The following is an 18119-nucleotide window of genomic DNA, read 5'->3' on the forward strand; positions in this document are numbered from 1 at the left end:
TTAATTCCAAATTATCACTTGAACAAGTTTTCGATGGTGGAGCCCACAAAGTCTTCTGCTAAATCCGTCAATGGATTGAGAATTTTGTCGTTAATCAGTTCGTTGGTCTTTCTTTTAATCTCTTCTTCCAGTCTTATTTCGGCTTTCTCGTAATATTTTGTAGCAGCCTTTTTTAGGTTTTCCTTGTCTGTGGTAAAGATGTGCCCCAATAAGCCCACGGAGACGATACGGTCTCTGCCGTCGAGATTCACTTTCCCTACGGAGCAGACAAAGTAATTATCCACGGTGATAAGGTTGTCGGCGGCGAAGTTCACTATCTGTTTTGTGAATGAATTGCTGAGAGCATTCAGTGCTGAGGAGAGCAAGTCGCTGCCTGACTTTTCGCCTGCTTCGCTTACAGACTCGTTGATGGTGGCGGTGATTACGTCGGATAACTCATTTTTGTGGTCTTGTGGTTTCGGACAAGTGAAGATAAGCACCCCGACGCAGACAAGCAGCGTGAGGAATGAATAGAAAAGGCAGCCTCCACGTTTCTTCTGGGCAGCCGAAGTTGGCTTTTCTTCATTTTCGGAAACAGGGTTTGCCTGCACGATGGGGATTTCCTCGGCTGCGTTTCCCGTTGCTTGTGCTTCCCAGACACCTTGCTTGCCTGACGATAGATTGGCAATTGCCTGTCGCAAATCCTCTATCTTGCTTGCTTCAACCCATTCAAGCCCATTCGCGGGCATTACAACCGAATGCTCGTTCAGCCCTCTCTCCATCAGTTCTTTTATGCTGTATGGGCCTCGTTTCTCGTTATTTGTTCTGATGTAATATTCCATTTGCTTTCCTCTCTCTTTGTTGTTTATGATTGAACCGATAGTGAATCTCTCTGATTTACTGCGAGTTTTTTCGTTTATACAGAGTGCGAATTTAAATAATATTTCCGGAGAAAACAAAGATTTTTTGCTTTTTTAGCCACTTATATATAATAAGGTAAAGAAGAAAAGATATAATTTTTTTTAAATACTTTCTTTTTCATTTGCTTTTATATACCATATTTATTATCTTTGCATATATTTCGATTAAAAGACACTATAAGATAATGTTTGAAAATTTAAGCGATCGTCTTGACCGTTCCTTTAAGATTCTGAAGGGCGAAGGCAAGATAACAGAAATAAATGTAGCCGAAACGCTGAAAGACGTGCGTAGAGCATTGTTGGATGCCGATGTAAACTATAAAGTTGCAAAATCATTTACCGATACCGTAAAGCAGAAAGCTTTGGGTATGAACGTGCTCACGGCTGTGAAGCCCGGTCAGTTGATGGTAAAGATTGTTCACGATGAATTGGCAGAGCTGATGGGTGGAGAGGCAGTGGGCCTGAAGCTCGAAAGCAAGCCGGCAATCATATTAATGAGTGGTTTGCAGGGTTCGGGTAAGACTACATTCTCTGGAAAACTTGCCAACTTGCTGAAGACAAAGGAACACAAGAATCCGTTGCTCGTGGCTTGCGACGTTTATCGTCCTGCTGCTATCCAGCAGTTGCACGTTGTAGGCGAACAGGTAGGCGTTTCTGTTTACAGCGAGCCTGAAAGCAAGAGCGTGAATCAGATTGCTGAAAACGCTATCAGAGAAGCAAAGGCGAAAGGAAATGATGTCGTAATCATCGATACCGCTGGTCGTTTGGCCGTGGATGCAGAGATGATGGACGAAATCGAAAGCCTGAAGAATCACGTGAATCCTGATGAAATTCTGTTCGTTGTAGACTCAATGACAGGTCAGGATGCAGTGAATACTGCAAAAGAGTTCAATGACCGTTTGGATTTCGATGGTGTCGTATTGACAAAGTTGGACGGCGATACCCGTGGTGGTGCCGCGCTTTCAATACGCACGGTCGTTACGAAACCTATCAAGTTCATCGGTACCGGCGAGAAGATGGAGGCACTCGACGTGTTTCATCCTGCCCGTATGGCAGACCGTATCTTGGGTATGGGCGACGTGGTTTCGCTGGTGGAGCGTGCTCAGCAGCAGTTCGACGAGGAGGAAGCAAAGAAACTTCAGAAGAAGATTCAGAAGAACAAGTTCGACTTCAACGACTTCTACAATCAGATTCAGCAGATTAAGAAGATGGGTAATCTGAAAGATCTCGCTTCTATGATTCCCGGCGTGGGCAAGGCTATTCGCGACGTGGATATCGACGACAATGCTTTCAAGGGTATTGAGGCGATTATCCTGAGTATGACTCCGAAGGAGCGCACAAATCCTGAAATCCTGAACAATGTCCGCAAGCAGCGTATTGCAAAGGGTTCGGGTACGAATATTCAAGAGGTAAACCGTCTTGTCAAGCAGTTCGACCAGACTCGCAAGATGATGAAGATGGTAACTGGCTCCAAGATGGCAGGTATGATGGGACGAATGAAGAATATGCCTAATATGAAGGAATTGGGCGATATGTCTAATATGCCTGATCTGCCGAATATGCCAAAGATGCCTAAACTTTAGAATTAAAAAAAATATAATATAAACCTATAATAACTAATAATCAGAATGGAATATCAGCTTATTGATGGAAAAGCTACTGCAACTGCGATTAAGCAGGAGATTGCAGCAGAGGTGAAAAGAATAATGGAAGCCGGTGGCAAGCAGCCACACTTGGCAGCAGTATTGGTAGGCCACGATGGTGGCAGTGAGACCTATGTGAAGAACAAAGTGCTGTCTTGCGAACAGTGTGGTTTCAAGTCTACGCTCATTCGTTTTGAAGATGATGTTACCGAGGAGGAACTTCTCGCTTGTGTAGACAAACTTAATAAGGATGAAGACGTGGATGGTTTCATCGTTCAGTTGCCGCTGCCTAAGCATATTGATGAACAGAAGATAATTATGGCAATCGACTATCGCAAGGATGTGGATGGTTTCCATCCTATCAATGTGGGTAGAATGGCTATCGGTCTTCCTTGTTTCATTTCAGCAACCCCATTGGGTATTCTGACATTGTTGCAGCACTACAATATCCAGACTTCAGGAAAGAAGTGTGTGATTTTGGGTCGAAGCAATATCGTAGGAAAGCCGATGGCGCAGTTGATGATGCAAAAGCAGTATGGCGATTCAACGGTAACCGTATGCCACTCGCGTTCAAAGACCTTGAAAGAGGAGTGTAAGGAGGCAGACATTATTATTGCAGCAATCGGAACACCAGAGTTTGTTACTGCCGATATGGTGAAGGAAGGAGCCGTTGTCATAGACGTAGGTACGACTCGCGTGCCGGATGCAACGCGAAAGAGTGGTTTCCGTCTGAGTGGAGACGTGAAGTTTGATGAAGTTGCACCTAAGTGCTCTTACATAACTCCCGTACCGGGTGGCGTTGGTCCGATGACCATCTGTTCTCTGATGAAAAACACACTTGCTGCCGGTAAGAAAGAATACTACCGGTAGGGAGAATGATATTGCCAATCACAAAAATTAATACGAAAGATAATGACAGCAGAAGAATATTTGAAACTGGGAAATGACTACAGGAAGAAAGGTGATTTTAAGAATGCAATGAATTGCTATCTTGAAGCTATTGACTTGGATCCGGATTCTCCTGCTGTCGAAGCTAAGAAGATGCTGGAAGCTATCTTCAGTTTTTATAACAAAGACGCATATAATCCTTAAAAACAAAAACTATGAGCAAGATTAGAGGAGCTATCGTCGTTAATACCGAACGATGCAAGGGATGCCAGTTGTGTGTCGTCGCATGTCCGAAGGAAGTTATTTCCTTGGCACAGAAGAAAGTGAACACGCACGGGTACCCATTTGTTGAACCAGCTAATGCCGATCGTTGTATTGGTTGCGTATCGTGTGCAATTGTATGTCCAGACGGATGTATTACTGTTTATCGTAAAAAAGTGGAGGAATGAAGTATGGCTGAACAAGAAATAACATTGATGAAAGGCAACGAAGCTATTGCGCACGCTGCTATCCGCTGTGGAACAGATGGTTATTTTGGCTATCCTATCACTCCACAGAGTGAAATTATTGAAACATTGGCTGTTTTGAAGCCTTGGGAAACCACTGGAATGGTTGTTTTGCAGGCTGAAAGCGAGATAGCCTCTATTAATATGATCTATGGAGGAGCTGGAGCAGGTAAGCGCGTGCTTACGTCTTCTTCTTCTCCCGGTGTCGCTTTGATGCAGGAAGGCATTACCTATATGGCTGGTGCGGAACTTCCCGGAGTGTTTATTAACGTTATGCGTGGCGGTCCCGGTTTGGGAACTATCCAACCGAGCCAGAGCGACTATTTCCAAGCTACACGTGGTGGTGGTAATGGCGACTATAATGTCATCGTTCTTGCACCGAACTCTGTTCAGGAAATGGCAGACTTTGTTGATTTGGCTTTCGAGTTGGCGTTCAAGTATCGGAATCCGGCAATGATTCTTTCCGATGGCGTTATCGGTCAGATGATGGAGAAAATCGTTCTTCCACCTATGAAGCCGCGTCGCACGGAAGAGGAAATAATGAAGGAATGTCCTTGGGCTGCTATGGGTAAGAGGGGTGGTCGCAATCCTAACATTATTACTTCTTTGGAATTGCAGTCGGAAGTAATGGAAGTGCGAAACATTCACTTGCAGGAGAAGTACAAGCAGATTCGTGAAAATGAAGTGCGTTATGAAACTCGTGAGTGCGAAGATGCTGACTACATCATCGTTAGCTTCGGTAGTGCTGCCCGTATTGGAGAGAAGGCCATCGAGTTGGCACGCGAACAGGGTATAAAGGTTGGTTTATTCCGTCCTATTACGCTGTGGCCATTCCCAAGCAAGGAGATTCTTGATCTTGCAAAGGGCAAGAAGGGAATCTTGGTAAGTGAGATTAATGCCGGTCAGATGGTGCAGGATGTTCGTCTGGCTATTAATGGTGCGCTGCCTGTTGAGCATTTCGGAAGATTAGGTGGTATTGTTCCTGATCCGGAAGAAATCGTGGAAGCACTCAAGGAAAAGTTGATTAAATAATATGGAGGAAAGCCTTATGGCAAATGATATAATTTCACCAGAGAATCTGGTATACCAGAAACCGAAATTGATGAACGACACGACAATGCACTATTGTCCCGGTTGTTCACACGGAGTTGTACATAAACTCGTAGCAGAGATAATTGCTGAGATGGGTATGGAGGAAAAGACCGTAGGCGTATGTCCTGTTGGTTGTTCCGTATTTGCATACCGTTATCTGGATATTGACTGGGAAGAAGCACCGCACGGACGTGCTCCTGCTGTTGCAACCGGAATCAAGCGTCTTTGGCAAGACCGTCTGGTATTCACCTATCAGGGTGATGGCGACTTGGCTTGCATCGGTACTGCCGAGACTATTCACGCTTTGAACCGTGGCGAAAACATTACTATCATCTTCATCAACAATGCGATTTACGGTATGACGGGAGGACAGATGGCACCGACTACATTGATTGGTCAGAAAACAGCAACCTGTCCTTATGGTCGTGATCCTGAAATTCACGGTTATCCATTGAACATTACCGAACTGGCAAGCCACTTGCAGGGTACTTGTTACGTGACTCGTCAGAGTGTTGATACTGTTGCGTCCATCAACAAGGCAAAGAAAGCCATCAGAAAAGCTTTTGAATCCAGTATGCAGGGTAAGGGAAGTTCTCTCGTTGAGATTGTTGCTACCTGCAATAGTGGTTGGAAACTGACTCCGCCAAAGGCAAATGAATGGATGCGTGAGAATATGTTCCCTGAATACTTGAAGGGCGACCTCAAGGATACTACAAATCTTTAGTTAATCATTAATAGTTGAAGAGTATGAAAACAGAGATAATTATTAGTGGTTTCGGAGGACAAGGCGTTCTTTCTATGGGCAAGATCCTTGCTTATTCGGGACTGATGGAAGATAAGGAAGTTACTTGGATGCCGGCCTATGGACCAGAGCAGCGAGGTGGTACAGCCAACGTAACAGTAATTGTAAGCGATGAACGAGTTTCGTCACCTATTCTAAGTAAATACGATGTAGCCATCGTGCTCAATCAGCCTTCCCTCGAGAAGTTTGAGCCAAAGGTAAAACCGGGTGGCATCTTGATTTACGATGGATTTGGTGTGATAGCACCTCCCACACGCAAGGACATTACAGTCTATCGCATTGATGCAATGGACAAGGCTGCTGAGATGAAGAACTCAAAAGTCTTTAATATGATTGTCCTTGGTGGTTTGTTGAAAGTTTGCCCAGTGGTAAGTCTTGATGGTTTGAACAAAGCATTGTTCAAGACCTTGCCAGAGCGACACCACCACATGATTCCATTGAATATGGAAGCTGTGGAGGAGGGTAAGAAGATAATTACCGAACAGTAATTGATTTTTTTACAATATATTTTATAACTCTCTAATTTGTTTAAGGAACCTTCAGCAGCGATGCCATAGGGTTCCTTTTTTATTTACATCAGCTAAAATTATAATGGGTTATTATTTGTATGTATTTATATTTTTTACTTGTTTCTTGTTCATAATCACCTGTTTTCTTTGGTTTTATGATAGTTTTTGTTGAAATAATTTGGTAGTATGAGTATTTTTTTATTACTTTGCACCCGAAATCGATTGAAAATTACTTTTTAAAATATTAATTAATTCAGAGAGACAATGAAAAAGTTAGTTTTAATGTTGGCTGCTGCTACAATGGCAGTATCTGCTTCTGCACAGACTGTTGCAGAGAGCAAGACTTTTGATAACATCTATGTTGGAATCAACGGTGGTGTTGCTACAAAGACAACTGGACACAAGTGGTTGAGCGACCTCAATCCTAACGCTGGGCTTCGTATCGGTCGTTGGTTTACTCCTGTATTCGGTTTGGCAGTTGAGAGCAATGCATACTTCTCAAATAAGCCAGGCGAATCTACTGGAACTGTTGTTCGTGGTTTGAACACTGGTCTTTTGGCTACTGTAAACTTGAGCAACTGGTTCGGTGGCTACAAAGGCGAGCCTCGTTCATTTGAGGTAATTCCTGTTTATGGTTTGGGTTGGTTCCATTCTTTCAACAACAAGGGAATGAAGAATATCAATGCTTTGACTTCTAAGGCTGGTATTGACTTCGCTTTCAACCTCGGTGAGTCTAAGGCATGGCAGATTTACGTTGAGCCTTCTATCAACTACGCAATCAACGGTGCAGGTTACGATGGTGCAGAATATAACATCAACCGTAGCTTCGTTCAGTTGAATGCAGGTGTCGTTTACAAGTTCAAGAACTCTAACGGCACACACAACTTCACAATTGTTACTCCACGTGATCAGGCTGAAATCGATGCACTCAACGCACAGATCAATGAGCTTCGCAACCGTAAGCCGGAAGTTATCACTAAGGAAATCGTTAAGGAAGTTCCTGCTGTTAAGGAATTCACAGTTTCTGACTTGGTATTCGTAACATTCGCTCAGGGCAAGTATGCTCTTACTAACGAAGCTAAGGTAGCTCTTGACAATGTTAAGGCAGGCAGCCACGTACAGGTTGTTGGTACAGCATCTCCAGAAGGTAGTGCAGAACTCAACCAGAGACTGTCTGAAAACCGTGCTAAGGTTGTTGCAGACTACCTCTCAAGCCGTGGCGTAATCGTTGATGAAGCTACTGGTAAGGGTGTTCAGGGCACAACTTCTAACCGTCTTGCAGTTGTTTACGTTAAGTAATCAAATCAACAAGAAGTAATTATTAGAATTACATAAAAATGCTCCTCGGTACTTTTAGTACCGAGGAGTTTTTGTTTAATGTAGGTTTTCTGACCTTTTGCGAAATATTTATATTGAGGAATGTGTTTGCATCAGGCAGCACATATTTGCTTTGTCAGGCTACATCATAATCTGGTAGTTGAAAATACATTTTTCAAACGTGCGAAGAATGCGCTGCAATCTTCGCACGTTTGCGTTGCATTTTTGCGAAGATTGGAATGTATTCTTCGCACGTTTGCAAACAAAGATTTTGATACCTGATTATCAGATGTTTACAGAAGGAAGAATAATTTAATTAAAATGGTGGATAACTAAAATAAATTATACCATATTTATGTTATTTTCATAGTGTTTATAAGCATTTTGCTTGCAATATTGGAATTATTTCAGTAAGTTTGCAGTGCAAAGTATAAAAATAGTATTGACAAAGTAAAAAGATTAGGATTATGGCTAAAACATTTTTGGAAGCAATGGCTCATCGCCGTTCATATTATGCACTAAAGAACGAATCTCCTATTTCCGACAAAGAAATCATCAATATAGTGAACGAAGCAGTTAAGCACGTTCCGTCTGCATTCAACAGTCAGTCTACGCGTGTTGTGGTATTGTTGCACGAAAAGCATCAGCGTGTATGGGATATCACGAAGGAAATTCTTCAGGGTATCGTGCCTGCTGAGGCTTTTCAGGCTACAAAGGAAAAAATCGAAGGAGCTTTCCAGAGTGGATATGGTACTATTCTGTTCTATGAAGACCAGCGTCCTGTAAAGACTTTGCAGGAGCAGTTCCCATCTTACGCTCCCAATTTCCCCGTATGGTCGGAGCACACAAATGCTATGCACCAGTTTGCTATATGGACGTTGTTGGAAGATGCAGGTTTTGGGGCAAGCGTGCAGCACTATAACCCACTGATAGATGAAAGGGTAGCGAAGGAATTCGATATTCCTTCAGATTGGAAGCTCATTGCTGAAATGCCGTTCGGTGCGCCTGCCGGTGAACCGGGAGAAAAGGAATATCAACCTCTCAACGAACGAGTGCTCGTTCCCTAAGCCTATGAAGAGGTTTAAGACTTTCGTCCCGGCACTTTGCCTGTTGGGATTTATGCTTTTTTCCTGCACAAACAACAATATGGATAAGATGACTACAATGCGTGAACAACTGGAACGGCGTGCAAACAACGACTCGCTGCTGAAGTCTGAACTTTCTTCGGAGCAGTATGCCGTTACGCAGAACGGCGCAACGGAACGCCCTTTTACCAATGAATACGATGAAGAGTTCAGGGAAGGTATCTATGTTGATATCACTACGGGCGAACCTTTGTTCGTTTCTGCGGATAAATATAACTCCGGCTGCGGCTGGCCTGCGTTCTCGAAACCGATAAACGAAGAACTTCTTGTTGAAGTTGAAGATAATTCTCACGGAATGCAACGTGTGGAAGTGAGGAGCAAGAAAGGAAATGCGCATCTCGGCCACGTTTTCAATGATGGCCCGAAGGACAAAGGAGGAATGCGCTACTGTATCAATAGTGCTTCACTGAAATTTATACCGAAAGAAGATATGGAAAAAGAAGGATATGGAGAATACATAGGTTTGCTGTCAAAAACGAAGGAAATCTATGTGGCAGGTGGATGTTTCTGGGGAACGGAGCACTACATCAAACAGGTGGAAGGCGTTGTTTCAACAGAAGTTGGCTATGCAAATGGCAAAACTGAGAATCCAACCTATGAAGAAGTATGCACGGACAGAACCGGTTTTGCCGAAGCCGTTCATATTGTCTACGACCCATCGGTTGTAAGTCTGGAGTTTTTGCTGGAGCTTTACTTCAAGTCTATTGACCCGTTGAGCCTAAACCGACAAGGGAACGACAAGGGAACGCAGTACCGTACCGGCGTATATTATACGGATGCTTCAGAAAAGGCTGCCATCAGAAAGGTGTTCGATAAGGAAGAAAGCAAATATTCACAATTGCTTGAAGTGGAATTGCTTCCATTGAAGAACTTCTACCGTGCAGAAGAGTATCATCAGGACTATCTTGATAAGAATCCCAATGGCTATTGCCACCTGCCGCGCGCACTGTTTGAATATGCCAAGAAAGCGAATAAGAAGAAATAAAGTTGTTGTTCTTTAGTTTTCTCAAGCAGGCGTTTAAACAATGTACGTTTAGTATTTGACACCTGTTTATTATAATAAAGATAAAGAAATGCCACGGAACATCTGCATTCCGTGGCGTTTCTTGTTTGAAGTGGTTTGTTGTTACTTTGTAAAGAGATTGAATAGCTCGCGAATCCATAGTACAACAGATGTTCCGAGAATAATCAAAATCCAGTCTTCTATCTTCAATGGCGTAACGCTGAAGAGCGGGCCTCCGACGGTTACGATGATGATTTGTCCGATTAGGATAATGAGTGCAATGCCGATGAAACTCTGGCAGCCTTTGAAGTGGAACGCTGTCTTGCCAGTTGCGAATGCTCGTGCGTTGAACATATTCCAGAATTGCAGCATCACGAAGATAGTGAAGAACAATGAGAGTTCGTAAGCCGAGAGATGATGGTCGGCGGAGTTGAGTTTGAGGTCGCACAACTGTCTGAGACTCGTGATGTCGCTGTGTTGGAAGATGTAAACCAAGCTGATGAGTGCGAGGAAGAAGAGACCTCCCACGCCGATAATGGCAAACTTCATTGGTCGGTTGATGATGAATGCCATACGGTTTCGTGGCTTATGCTGCATAACTCTGGCATCAGGAGGCAACGCTGCAAGTGCCATCGCCGCGAAAGTGTCCATAATGAGGTTTACCCAGAGCATCTGTGTAACCGTGAGTGGCGAATCAGTGCCCATAAACGCACCTGCCAACACGATGAGACAAGCTGCTACATTTACCGTCATTTGGAAGAGAATGAAACGCTGAATGTTCTGATAGAGCGAGCGTCCCCACATTACGGCTCTGCCGATTGACGAGAACGAATTGTCTATGATGGTAATGTCTGATGCTTCCTTTGCTACGGATGTTCCGTCGCCCATCGAGAGTCCCACCTGTGCAGCCTTCAAAGCAGGTGCATCGTTCGTTCCGTCGCCTGTAACAGCCACCACTTGATTCTGTGCTTGGAGTGCTTCCACAAGACGTTTCTTGTCCATCGGGCGCGCTCGGGAAATGATTTTCAGATCCAGTACACGGTCAGCCAGTTCTTCATTGCTCAATGCCGCAAATTCAGGACCGGTTATAATGTTTCTATCTGTATCGGTTCCGTCATTCCATAAACCAATCTGTCTGCCTATTTCTTTTGCCGTTCCCGGCGTATCGCCCGTAACGATTTTTACTTTTATGCCGGCAGTGAAGCATTTCTCCACGGCAGAAGGAACATCTTCGCGCACGGGATCGCTGATGGCTACGATACCGAGGAAGTTCAGTTTGTCGGCTTTCAGCTCTCCGTTGTGAATCACATCTTCATCGTTTTCGATTACCTGTGCGGCAAATCCGAGCGTGCGCATTGCCTGATTCTGATATTCAATTAATTGCGCATCGATAGTCTCCTTCGTAACATTGCCGCTTGCAGTCTTGCAAAGCGAGAATACGATTTCAGGCGCGCCTTTCAGATAGAGTATTTTTTTGCCATTCGCACTCTTTACGAGCGTTGCCATATATTTACGTTCGGTGGAGAATGGTATTTCTTCGAGTCGCTCGGTCTTGTCCTTCAGTTCAAGATAGTTGAGATTATTGTCGTGCAGCCACAATAATAGCGCACCTTCGGTAGGGTTGCCCAATACGTTCGCCTTTTCGCTGTCCGAAAAGTCAAGCTGCGCAGTAGAGTTCACGGCTATTCCTTCGGTAATCATCAGGCAGAGTTCGTCGTTGCCGAGTTTTCCGTCCTTCAAACCATAGAAATTCGTCTTGTAAACCTGCATTCTGTTTTGCGTAAGCGTACCTGTTTTATCGGTACAGATTACGCTTGTAGCCCCCATTGTCTCGCAAGCGTGCATCTTTCTCACGAGATTGTTTGTCTTGAGCATCTTGCGCATAGAGTAGGCGAGCGAGAGTGATACGGCCATCGGCAGTCCTTCCGGCACAGCCACCACGATGAGTGTAACGGCAATCATAAAGGTCTGAAGCAGATAGGCAATGAAGTTTCCGATTTCAAACTCACTGGTAGTCAGATACATTATAATCCTTCCCACTACGATGAGCGCAGCGATACTGTAACTTGCCTTTGTAATGAGTTTGCCAAGACCGTCAAGCTGTTCGTTCAGAGGTGTCTTAACGCTGTCGTCTATCTGCGCAGCCCCCATTACCTTTCCGTTTTCAGTGGCGTCTCCCACGGCATAGACCCTGCAAATGCCGTGTCCTTCCATTACCTTCGTGCCACGCATAATGTGGTTGCTCGGAAAAGTAGCTTCTTTATCGAAAAGCGATTCGTCGGTGGTTTTCTCGCAGACAGGCTCTCCAGTCAGCGTGGATTCGTCCATTTTCAGCGTAATGGCTTCCAAAAGTTCTGCATCGGCAGGGATTTCTTCGCCTGTTCCGATGATAATGATGTCGCCCACCACTACATCTTTCTTCAGAATCTTTACCGGATGGCCGTTTCTGATTACCTGAACCGGTTCTTCATCGTTCACTTGATTGAGGATGGAAAACTCCTTATCAGCCTTCAACTCAAAATAGAATGCGATTCCGGTAGCGAGGAAGATAGCCACGAGAATGCCGATAGGCTCGAAGAATACCGTTGCGTCGGCACCGTGCAGGCCAAACCAATGGAAATATTCTGCGAGGGATATGAATACAGACAGGATGACTGCAATCTCAAGAATGAAGATAAGCTCGTCGCCATCGTTCCATCCTTTGATCAGATGTCCGAACGGTCCTGTGAGTTTCTCAAAGAATAGTTTCCATTTCGAGTCTTTCTGTGGAGGCGTCAGCACATTTGCACCGTGTTTCTCACGGCTCTGCAACACTTCTTCGTCTGAAAGTCCAACGTAATGTTTGTTTTGGCTCATAATGTCATTTTATTTAAAATCAGTTGATGGCGGTGTGAAAGTGCTAATGGGCAAGGAATATTCTCACTCTAAAGTAGTTCTTATATATTTAAAGAGGTAAGGCATCCTATGCTGTTTCTGCATTGGGAAATCAGTCCGCTCACTGAATAGCTCTTTCAACAACTGTTTATTTTGCTCTGCAAAGATAATAATTAAAATGGATTTTCCTCGCAACTTAAGTTCAGGATGAGATAAACAAGAAATTAAAAAACTATAATCGGACAAGAATAACCGAGCGTACAAATATTGCAAAACAAAAAAATGGATTCCGAAGAACCCACTTTAAAATTTAATCAGTAACAATATGTTTTCCTTATGGAAGGCTGATAGCCTCGTTAGGACAAACTTCAGCACAAGTGCCACATTCTGTGCAAGCATCTGGGTCGATTTTGTAGATATCGCCTTCAGAGATTGCAGCTACTGGACATTCATCAATACAAGTACCGCAAGCGATACAGTCATTTCCAATTACGTATGCCATAATAATAATCTTTTATATTGTAAATAATGTTTTTGTATAGGTTCCTATTTGGTTATACCTACTTTTGTTTGATGCAAAGGTAGAAATATTTTTGATTAATACCTAATAGTAATGATAGTTTTTTCAATATTTAGACAAAATAAAAATATGGATACCTATTAGTTAGGATTGGAATTAGCTGCACAATAAAGAGAATGGAAATGTCGTTATTATTACAGATATGAAAAGACTTCTATACATAGCGATATTTTTAGCCTGCGTGCTTGCAGGCAATGCACAGGAGCGAACCGTTCAGAACCGTCCCTACACCGATTTGCGCAAGTTTCATTTCGGAGTGATGGTGGGAACGCATCTGCAGGATTTGGAATTGCTGAATGCCGGACCTCAGATGATTGACCTTGAGGATGGAAACGGAATAGTGGAAAAGGTGGTATCAGCAGATCAGGACCGTTGGGATGCCGGCTTTACCGTAGGTGTGTTGGGCGAATTGAGGCTCAACACGCATCTCCAATTCCGAGTTGCGCCATCAATGTATTTCGGAACTCGGCACCTCACATTCAAGAATCATACGGATTTGGACGTGAATGGCCGTCCGACTGAAAAAGTACAGGATTTAAAGACGGCATACTTTGCGTGTGCGTTCGACCTGATTGCCGCTGCTCCAAGGTTCAACAACCACCGCCCATACGTAATGGTGGGAATCAATCCGATGCTGAATCTGTCGAGAAAGGACAATGATTTTCTGAAACTGAAGGGAAACGACGCATATCTGGAAGTGGGTATTGGCTGCGATTTCTACTTGTCTTATTTCAAACTGCGTCCTGAACTGAAGTTTATGTACAGCCTGACCAATAGCCTTGATGGCAAGCACGCTGATAAATTACGCGATAAGAGTATGCTGATGTACACAAATTCTGCCAAGGAAGCAAGGTCTAAAATGATAGCACTGACTTTCTATTTTGAGTAGGAAGTGTGAAGATTGAACTGCCGAACCTTCGCTTTGAAAGCAGTGCTGTTTATTAAATATGGTGCAATTTGTAAGTAATTGAAAATCAGCCTTTAAAAGAATGCTTTTCAAACGTGCGAAGAATGCGTTCCATTCTTCGCAAAAATGGAATGCAAATGTGCGAAGATTGCAAGCCATTCTTCGGTCATTTGCAAATCGTGCTTTTATCCACCTGTGATGTTATCGTTGTTTTTTGCTCAATTCAGCGCAGAATGGCAGAAATATAAGTTTATTTTGCTATCTTTGCATTCGTTGCAGGTTTGCACAGCACAATACTATTAATTAAAAACAAAAGAGAATTGAATCCCAATCGTAAGATATCACCGTGGGCGTGGGTACCTTCGCTTTACTTTGCCGAAGGGTTGCCATACGTTGCCGTAACCTTGTTGTCAATCCAGATTTATATGCAGTTGGGACTTTCCGACGCAGAAATAACTTTCTACACCTCTTGGTTTTATCTTCCGTGGGTAATAAAACCCCTGTGGAGTCCGTTCCTTGATTTGGTAAAGACAAAACGTTGGTGGATAACGGCTATGCAGCTTCTTCTGGGAGCAGCCTTCGGAGGAGTGGCTTTCGTGATAGACACGGACTGGTGGTTGCAGGGCTCGATATGCTTCTTTTGGCTGCTGGCTTTTTCCAGTGCCACGCACGATGTAGGGGCAGACGGATTCTATATGCTCGGTCTTGCAGAAAGAGAACAGGCTTTCTTCGTGGGTATCCGTTCAACATTCTATCGTGTGTCAATGGTAGTCGGAAAGGGTGGTCTGATAGCATTGGCAGGACTGCTTCAAAAGAGTATGGATGTTCAACTGAGTTGGGCACTGATATTCTATGGGCTTACGGCATTCTTCATCGGATTGTCCCTATACCACAAGTTTGTTTTGCCTAAGCCGAGCGAAGATGCCGAACACTATAAACTTACTGCTGGAGAACTGCTTAGGGAATTTGGGGCAACCTTTGCTTCTTTCTTTTTGAAAAAGCAGATATGGGTGGCTATTGCCTTCCTGTTGCTCTATCGCTTGCCGGAGGCTTTGCTCACGCCGGTGTCGCCTCTGTTCCTTCAGGGAAAAAGAACGGACGGAGGATTGGCTCTGAGTCTGGAGGAATTCGGAATCGTGAATGGAACGGTTGGCGTTTTAGGATTGCTCTTGGGAGGAATACTCGGAGGTATTGTGGCAAGTAGGGGAGGGTTGAAGAAGTGGCTTTGGCCAATGACCGTTGCCATCACGTTGCCTAATATTGCCTACGTGTATCTGGCATTCGAGATTCCCGAAAGCATCTGGGCTATCAGCACGGCTGTTTTCATAGAGAATTTCGGCTATGGATTCGGTTTCAGTGCCTATATGCTGTTTATGATTTATTTCAGTCAGGGCGAACACAAGACAAGCCATTATGCACTCTGCACGGGCTTTATGGCTCTGTCGATGATGTTGCCGGGATTGTTTTCCGGTAAACTTGCCGAACTGGTGGGCTACGATTGGTTTTTCGTCATAGTGATGGCATCGTGCGTCTTTCCGTTCCTCGTAGCCTCGCTCTTGAAAATCGACCCTGAATTTGGAAAGAAAGAATAAGTTTTTTCTGCGTTGGGTTCAAAGTTTGGACAGGAGAATTTCGAGGAGACGGGGTAGGGCGTAGTTGTTCAGTTCCGTTTCCTTAATCCAAATGTAATCAGGTGGCAGACTGGGTTTGATGTCAGTTTCGAGCAAATAGAAGTCTGCATATAAAACCTGATGTGTCAAGACGTGTTTTACCTTGTGTGCAATGGCCTTGCTTTCTTCTATGGCTATGTTGCAGGCATCGGTTGTTGGAAATTCCCATAAGCCTTGCCAGATGTCGCCTGCCGCACGTTTGCGAATCGCAATCTCATCGTTACACCTTATATATATAAAGGAGAAGACGCGTTCGCGCTGTTTAATTTTCTTGCTTTTCACAGGCAGCGTGTCGATTTTTTGTTCAGCGTAGGCTGCACAGGTCTCAACAAGAGGACAAACATTGCAGTCCGGGGATGCAGGCGTGCATTGAATAGCCCCGAAATCCATAATGGCCTGATTGAATGTCGCAGGCTTGTCTTTCGCAAGATACTCCTGTGCCATAGCTTTAAATTCCTTTTTCCCCTGAGTGGAGTCTATTGGTGTGTCGATGCCGAAATATCGTGAAATAACTCTGTAAACATTGCCGTCTACTACTGCAACCGGTTCGTTGAAAGCAATGGATGCAATGGCAGCAGCCGTATAGTCGCCTACGCCTTTCAGAGTCTTGATGGTTTCGTAGGTGGTGGGAAAACTGCCTGCCTCTGCGATTTGGCGGGCAGCTTTGTGCAGATTTCTGGCACGTGAGTAATAGCCGAGCCCTTGCCATTCGCGTAAAACCTCATCCTCGGTAGCCGATGCCAGATTCTCTACCGTAGGCCATCGCTTCATAAATCGTTCCCAGTATTCCCATCCTTGTGCGATGCGTGTTTGCTGAAGAATTACTTCGCTCAGCCATATAGCATAAGGGTTCGTGGTTTCCCGCCACGGCAGGCTGCGCCCGTTCAGTTCATACCATTTTAATAAAGCATTGGTAAAGTTCATATTGCAAAGATAAGGAAAACGGATAAGTATGAAAAGTAAAATGCTAAAAAGTTGGTCGATTCCATATTATTTCCTACTTTTGTTGCGAATAATAACTTACTAATTAAGGAAAAAGTATGAAAAGAACAGGAAAAATATCGCATTTTGTAGCCATCGCAGCATTTGCGCTGACTATCGGCTCGTGTACCACGAAGCAGTCTGCCGTAAATGATCTCGAAAGATTCTCTTATGAGCTGAGAGACAACAGCAGAGACTACACCGTGGATGAATGGAAAGGAGCTGTGGACAAGTTCGGCAAAATCCGGAAGCGTATTTCCAAGTATGATTACAATGCTGCTGAACGGCAGAAGATAGGTAAGCTCGAAGGACAGTGCGCCAAGTATATGGCAAACGGCGCCAAGGAGGGATTGCTGGACAAAGTTCTGGAGTTCGGTGGAGAATTGCAGGGTATTCTCGACGGCTTAGGCATTTTTAAATAAGGCTTCCTTGCTCATTCGCTATGCGTTCCCCGTGTAGCGAATGAGTGTCTCGTTTTTTATTTTTATATATATTCGCACATCGGTGCAATAATTAGGTATATACAGGGAAATTGATATTGAGCAATTTTGTTGCTATATTTAAGTTTTTTTGCGTCGAAAATGTTGTTATAGTTGTATGGTTTTAGTAACTTTGCAATTCAAATCCAAAATCTTAAATATGGCTGGTACAAAACAAATCAAGACTGCACTTATCTCGGTTTTTCACAAGGACGGTTTGGACGACCTGTTGAAGAAACTGAACGAAGAGGGTGTTAAATTTCTAAGTACGGGTGGCACGCAACAGTTTATTGAATCTCTTGGCTACGAATGCCAGAAGGTTGAAGACGTAACCACCTATCCTTCGATTCTCGGAGGTCGTGTGAAGACCTTGCATCCGAAAATATTCGGTGGCATTCTCTCTCGTCGCGATAATGAAAGCGATAGTGTGCAGATGAAGGAATACGAGATTCCAACCATCGACTTGGTTGTTGTGGACCTTTATCCTTTCGAGCAGACTGTGGCAAGCGGTGCCAGCGAGGCTAACATTATCGAGAAAATAGACATCGGCGGCATATCGCTGATTCGTGCCGGAGCGAAGAACTTCAACGATGTTGTGATTGTACCAAGCAAGGCAGAGTATCCGGTGCTCCTTCAGATACTGAATACTAAGGGTGCGCAGACTGATTTTGAAGACCGGAAAATGTTCGCAGAGCGTGCATTTGGTGTAAGCAGTCAGTATGATACAGCTATTCACAACTGGTTTGCCAAGTAATTTCAACTTGCAGAACTGGTTTTCAAAAAGCAATAATTTACTTGTTGGCAGTTTGTAAAACTAAGCCGGC

18 protein-coding genes are annotated in these 18119 nt (G+C 44.1%); 14 read left to right on the forward strand and 4 right to left on the reverse strand.

The window, feature by feature from the left end; genetic code table 11:
* Positions 1-14 precede the first annotated feature (14 nt).
* Positions 15-821 carry a DUF4359 domain-containing protein gene (locus P150_RS16465; protein WP_155953000.1) on the reverse strand — a complete coding sequence of 269 codons (807 nt, stop codon included), beginning with the start codon at positions 819-821 and terminating at the stop codon, positions 15-17.
* 263 nt (positions 822-1084) lie between these two features.
* On the opposite strand from P150_RS16465, the gene ffh reads away from it, so the two are divergent.
* From ffh to P150_RS0111380, 10 genes are all read left to right on the forward strand, one after another.
* The gene (gene ffh, locus P150_RS0111340; RefSeq protein WP_028897781.1) at positions 1085-2482 is read left to right on the forward strand and encodes a signal recognition particle protein; all 1398 of its coding nucleotides are present in this window, start codon (positions 1085-1087) and stop codon (positions 2480-2482) included.
* 45 nt (positions 2483-2527) lie between these two features.
* Positions 2528-3412 carry a bifunctional methylenetetrahydrofolate dehydrogenase/methenyltetrahydrofolate cyclohydrolase FolD gene (gene folD / locus P150_RS0111345; protein WP_028897782.1) on the forward strand — a complete coding sequence of 295 codons (885 nt, stop codon included), beginning with the start codon at positions 2528-2530 and terminating at the stop codon, positions 3410-3412.
* Positions 3413-3454: 42 nt separating this feature from the next.
* On the forward strand, positions 3455-3634 hold the full coding sequence (locus P150_RS0111350) for a tetratricopeptide repeat protein (RefSeq protein ID WP_028897783.1): 180 nt from the start codon (positions 3455-3457) through the stop codon (positions 3632-3634).
* 11 nt (positions 3635-3645) lie between these two features.
* On the forward strand, positions 3646-3879 hold the full coding sequence (locus P150_RS17160) for a ferredoxin family protein (protein WP_081819320.1): 234 nt from the start codon (positions 3646-3648) through the stop codon (positions 3877-3879).
* A gap of 3 nt (positions 3880-3882) precedes the next feature.
* Positions 3883-4968: a 3-methyl-2-oxobutanoate dehydrogenase subunit VorB gene (locus P150_RS0111355; RefSeq protein WP_028897784.1), complete on the forward strand. Its 1086-nt coding sequence runs from the start codon at positions 3883-3885 to the stop codon at positions 4966-4968.
* 16 nt (positions 4969-4984) lie between these two features.
* On the forward strand, positions 4985-5752 hold the full coding sequence (locus P150_RS0111360) for a thiamine pyrophosphate-dependent enzyme (protein ID WP_028897785.1): 768 nt from the start codon (positions 4985-4987) through the stop codon (positions 5750-5752).
* A gap of 23 nt (positions 5753-5775) precedes the next feature.
* The gene (locus tag P150_RS0111365; RefSeq protein ID WP_028897786.1) at positions 5776-6318 is read left to right on the forward strand and encodes a 2-oxoacid:acceptor oxidoreductase family protein; all 543 of its coding nucleotides are present in this window, start codon (positions 5776-5778) and stop codon (positions 6316-6318) included.
* 285 nt (positions 6319-6603) lie between these two features.
* On the forward strand, positions 6604-7638 hold the full coding sequence (locus P150_RS0111370) for an OmpA family protein (RefSeq protein ID WP_028897787.1): 1035 nt from the start codon (positions 6604-6606) through the stop codon (positions 7636-7638).
* Between the two features lie 485 nt (positions 7639-8123).
* A complete protein-coding gene (locus P150_RS0111375) occupies positions 8124-8723 on the forward strand; it encodes a nitroreductase family protein (protein ID WP_028897788.1) in 600 nt (199 codons plus the stop codon).
* A 4-nt stretch (positions 8724-8727) separates the two neighbouring features.
* Positions 8728-9786 (forward strand): bifunctional methionine sulfoxide reductase B/A protein, encoded by a 1059-nt coding sequence (locus tag P150_RS0111380; protein WP_081819321.1) that lies wholly within the window; start codon positions 8728-8730, stop codon positions 9784-9786.
* 141 nt (positions 9787-9927) lie between these two features.
* Here the strand turns inward: P150_RS0111380 and P150_RS0111385 are convergent, their stop codons facing one another.
* Positions 9928-12660, reverse strand: a complete 2733-nt coding sequence (locus P150_RS0111385) for a calcium-translocating P-type ATPase, PMCA-type (RefSeq protein ID WP_028897790.1) — start codon at positions 12658-12660, stop codon at positions 9928-9930.
* Between the two features lie 352 nt (positions 12661-13012).
* Positions 13013-13180 (reverse strand): DUF362 domain-containing protein, encoded by a 168-nt coding sequence (locus tag P150_RS17165; protein WP_081819322.1) that lies wholly within the window; start codon positions 13178-13180, stop codon positions 13013-13015.
* Positions 13181-13400: 220 nt separating this feature from the next.
* Between P150_RS17165 and P150_RS0111395 the strand changes: the two genes are divergently transcribed.
* Entirely contained in the window at positions 13401-14147 is a 747-nt protein-coding gene (locus tag P150_RS0111395) for a porin family protein (RefSeq protein ID WP_028897792.1), read from the forward strand.
* Positions 14148-14485: 338 nt separating this feature from the next.
* The gene (locus tag P150_RS0111405) at positions 14486-15757 is read left to right on the forward strand and encodes an MFS transporter (protein ID WP_036932200.1); all 1272 of its coding nucleotides are present in this window, start codon (positions 14486-14488) and stop codon (positions 15755-15757) included.
* Positions 15758-15775: 18 nt separating this feature from the next.
* Here P150_RS0111405 and mutY read toward each other — a convergent pair whose 3' ends face one another.
* Positions 15776-16759, reverse strand: coding sequence for an A/G-specific adenine glycosylase (gene mutY, locus P150_RS0111410; RefSeq protein ID WP_028897794.1), 984 nt, complete (start codon positions 16757-16759; stop codon positions 15776-15778).
* A gap of 116 nt (positions 16760-16875) precedes the next feature.
* Here mutY and P150_RS0111415 point away from each other — a divergent pair, with 116 nt between their 5' ends.
* Together P150_RS0111415 and P150_RS0111420 are read left to right on the forward strand one after the other, a co-directional pair.
* Entirely contained in the window at positions 16876-17238 is a 363-nt protein-coding gene (locus P150_RS0111415; RefSeq protein WP_028897795.1) for a hypothetical protein, read from the forward strand.
* A 217-nt stretch (positions 17239-17455) separates the two neighbouring features.
* Entirely contained in the window at positions 17456-18049 is a 594-nt protein-coding gene (locus P150_RS0111420) for an IMP cyclohydrolase (protein WP_028897796.1), read from the forward strand.
* Positions 18050-18119 lie beyond the last annotated feature (70 nt).

This window comes from Prevotella sp. HUN102 (assembly GCF_000688375.1).
Taxonomy (GTDB): domain Bacteria; phylum Bacteroidota; class Bacteroidia; order Bacteroidales; family Bacteroidaceae; genus Prevotella.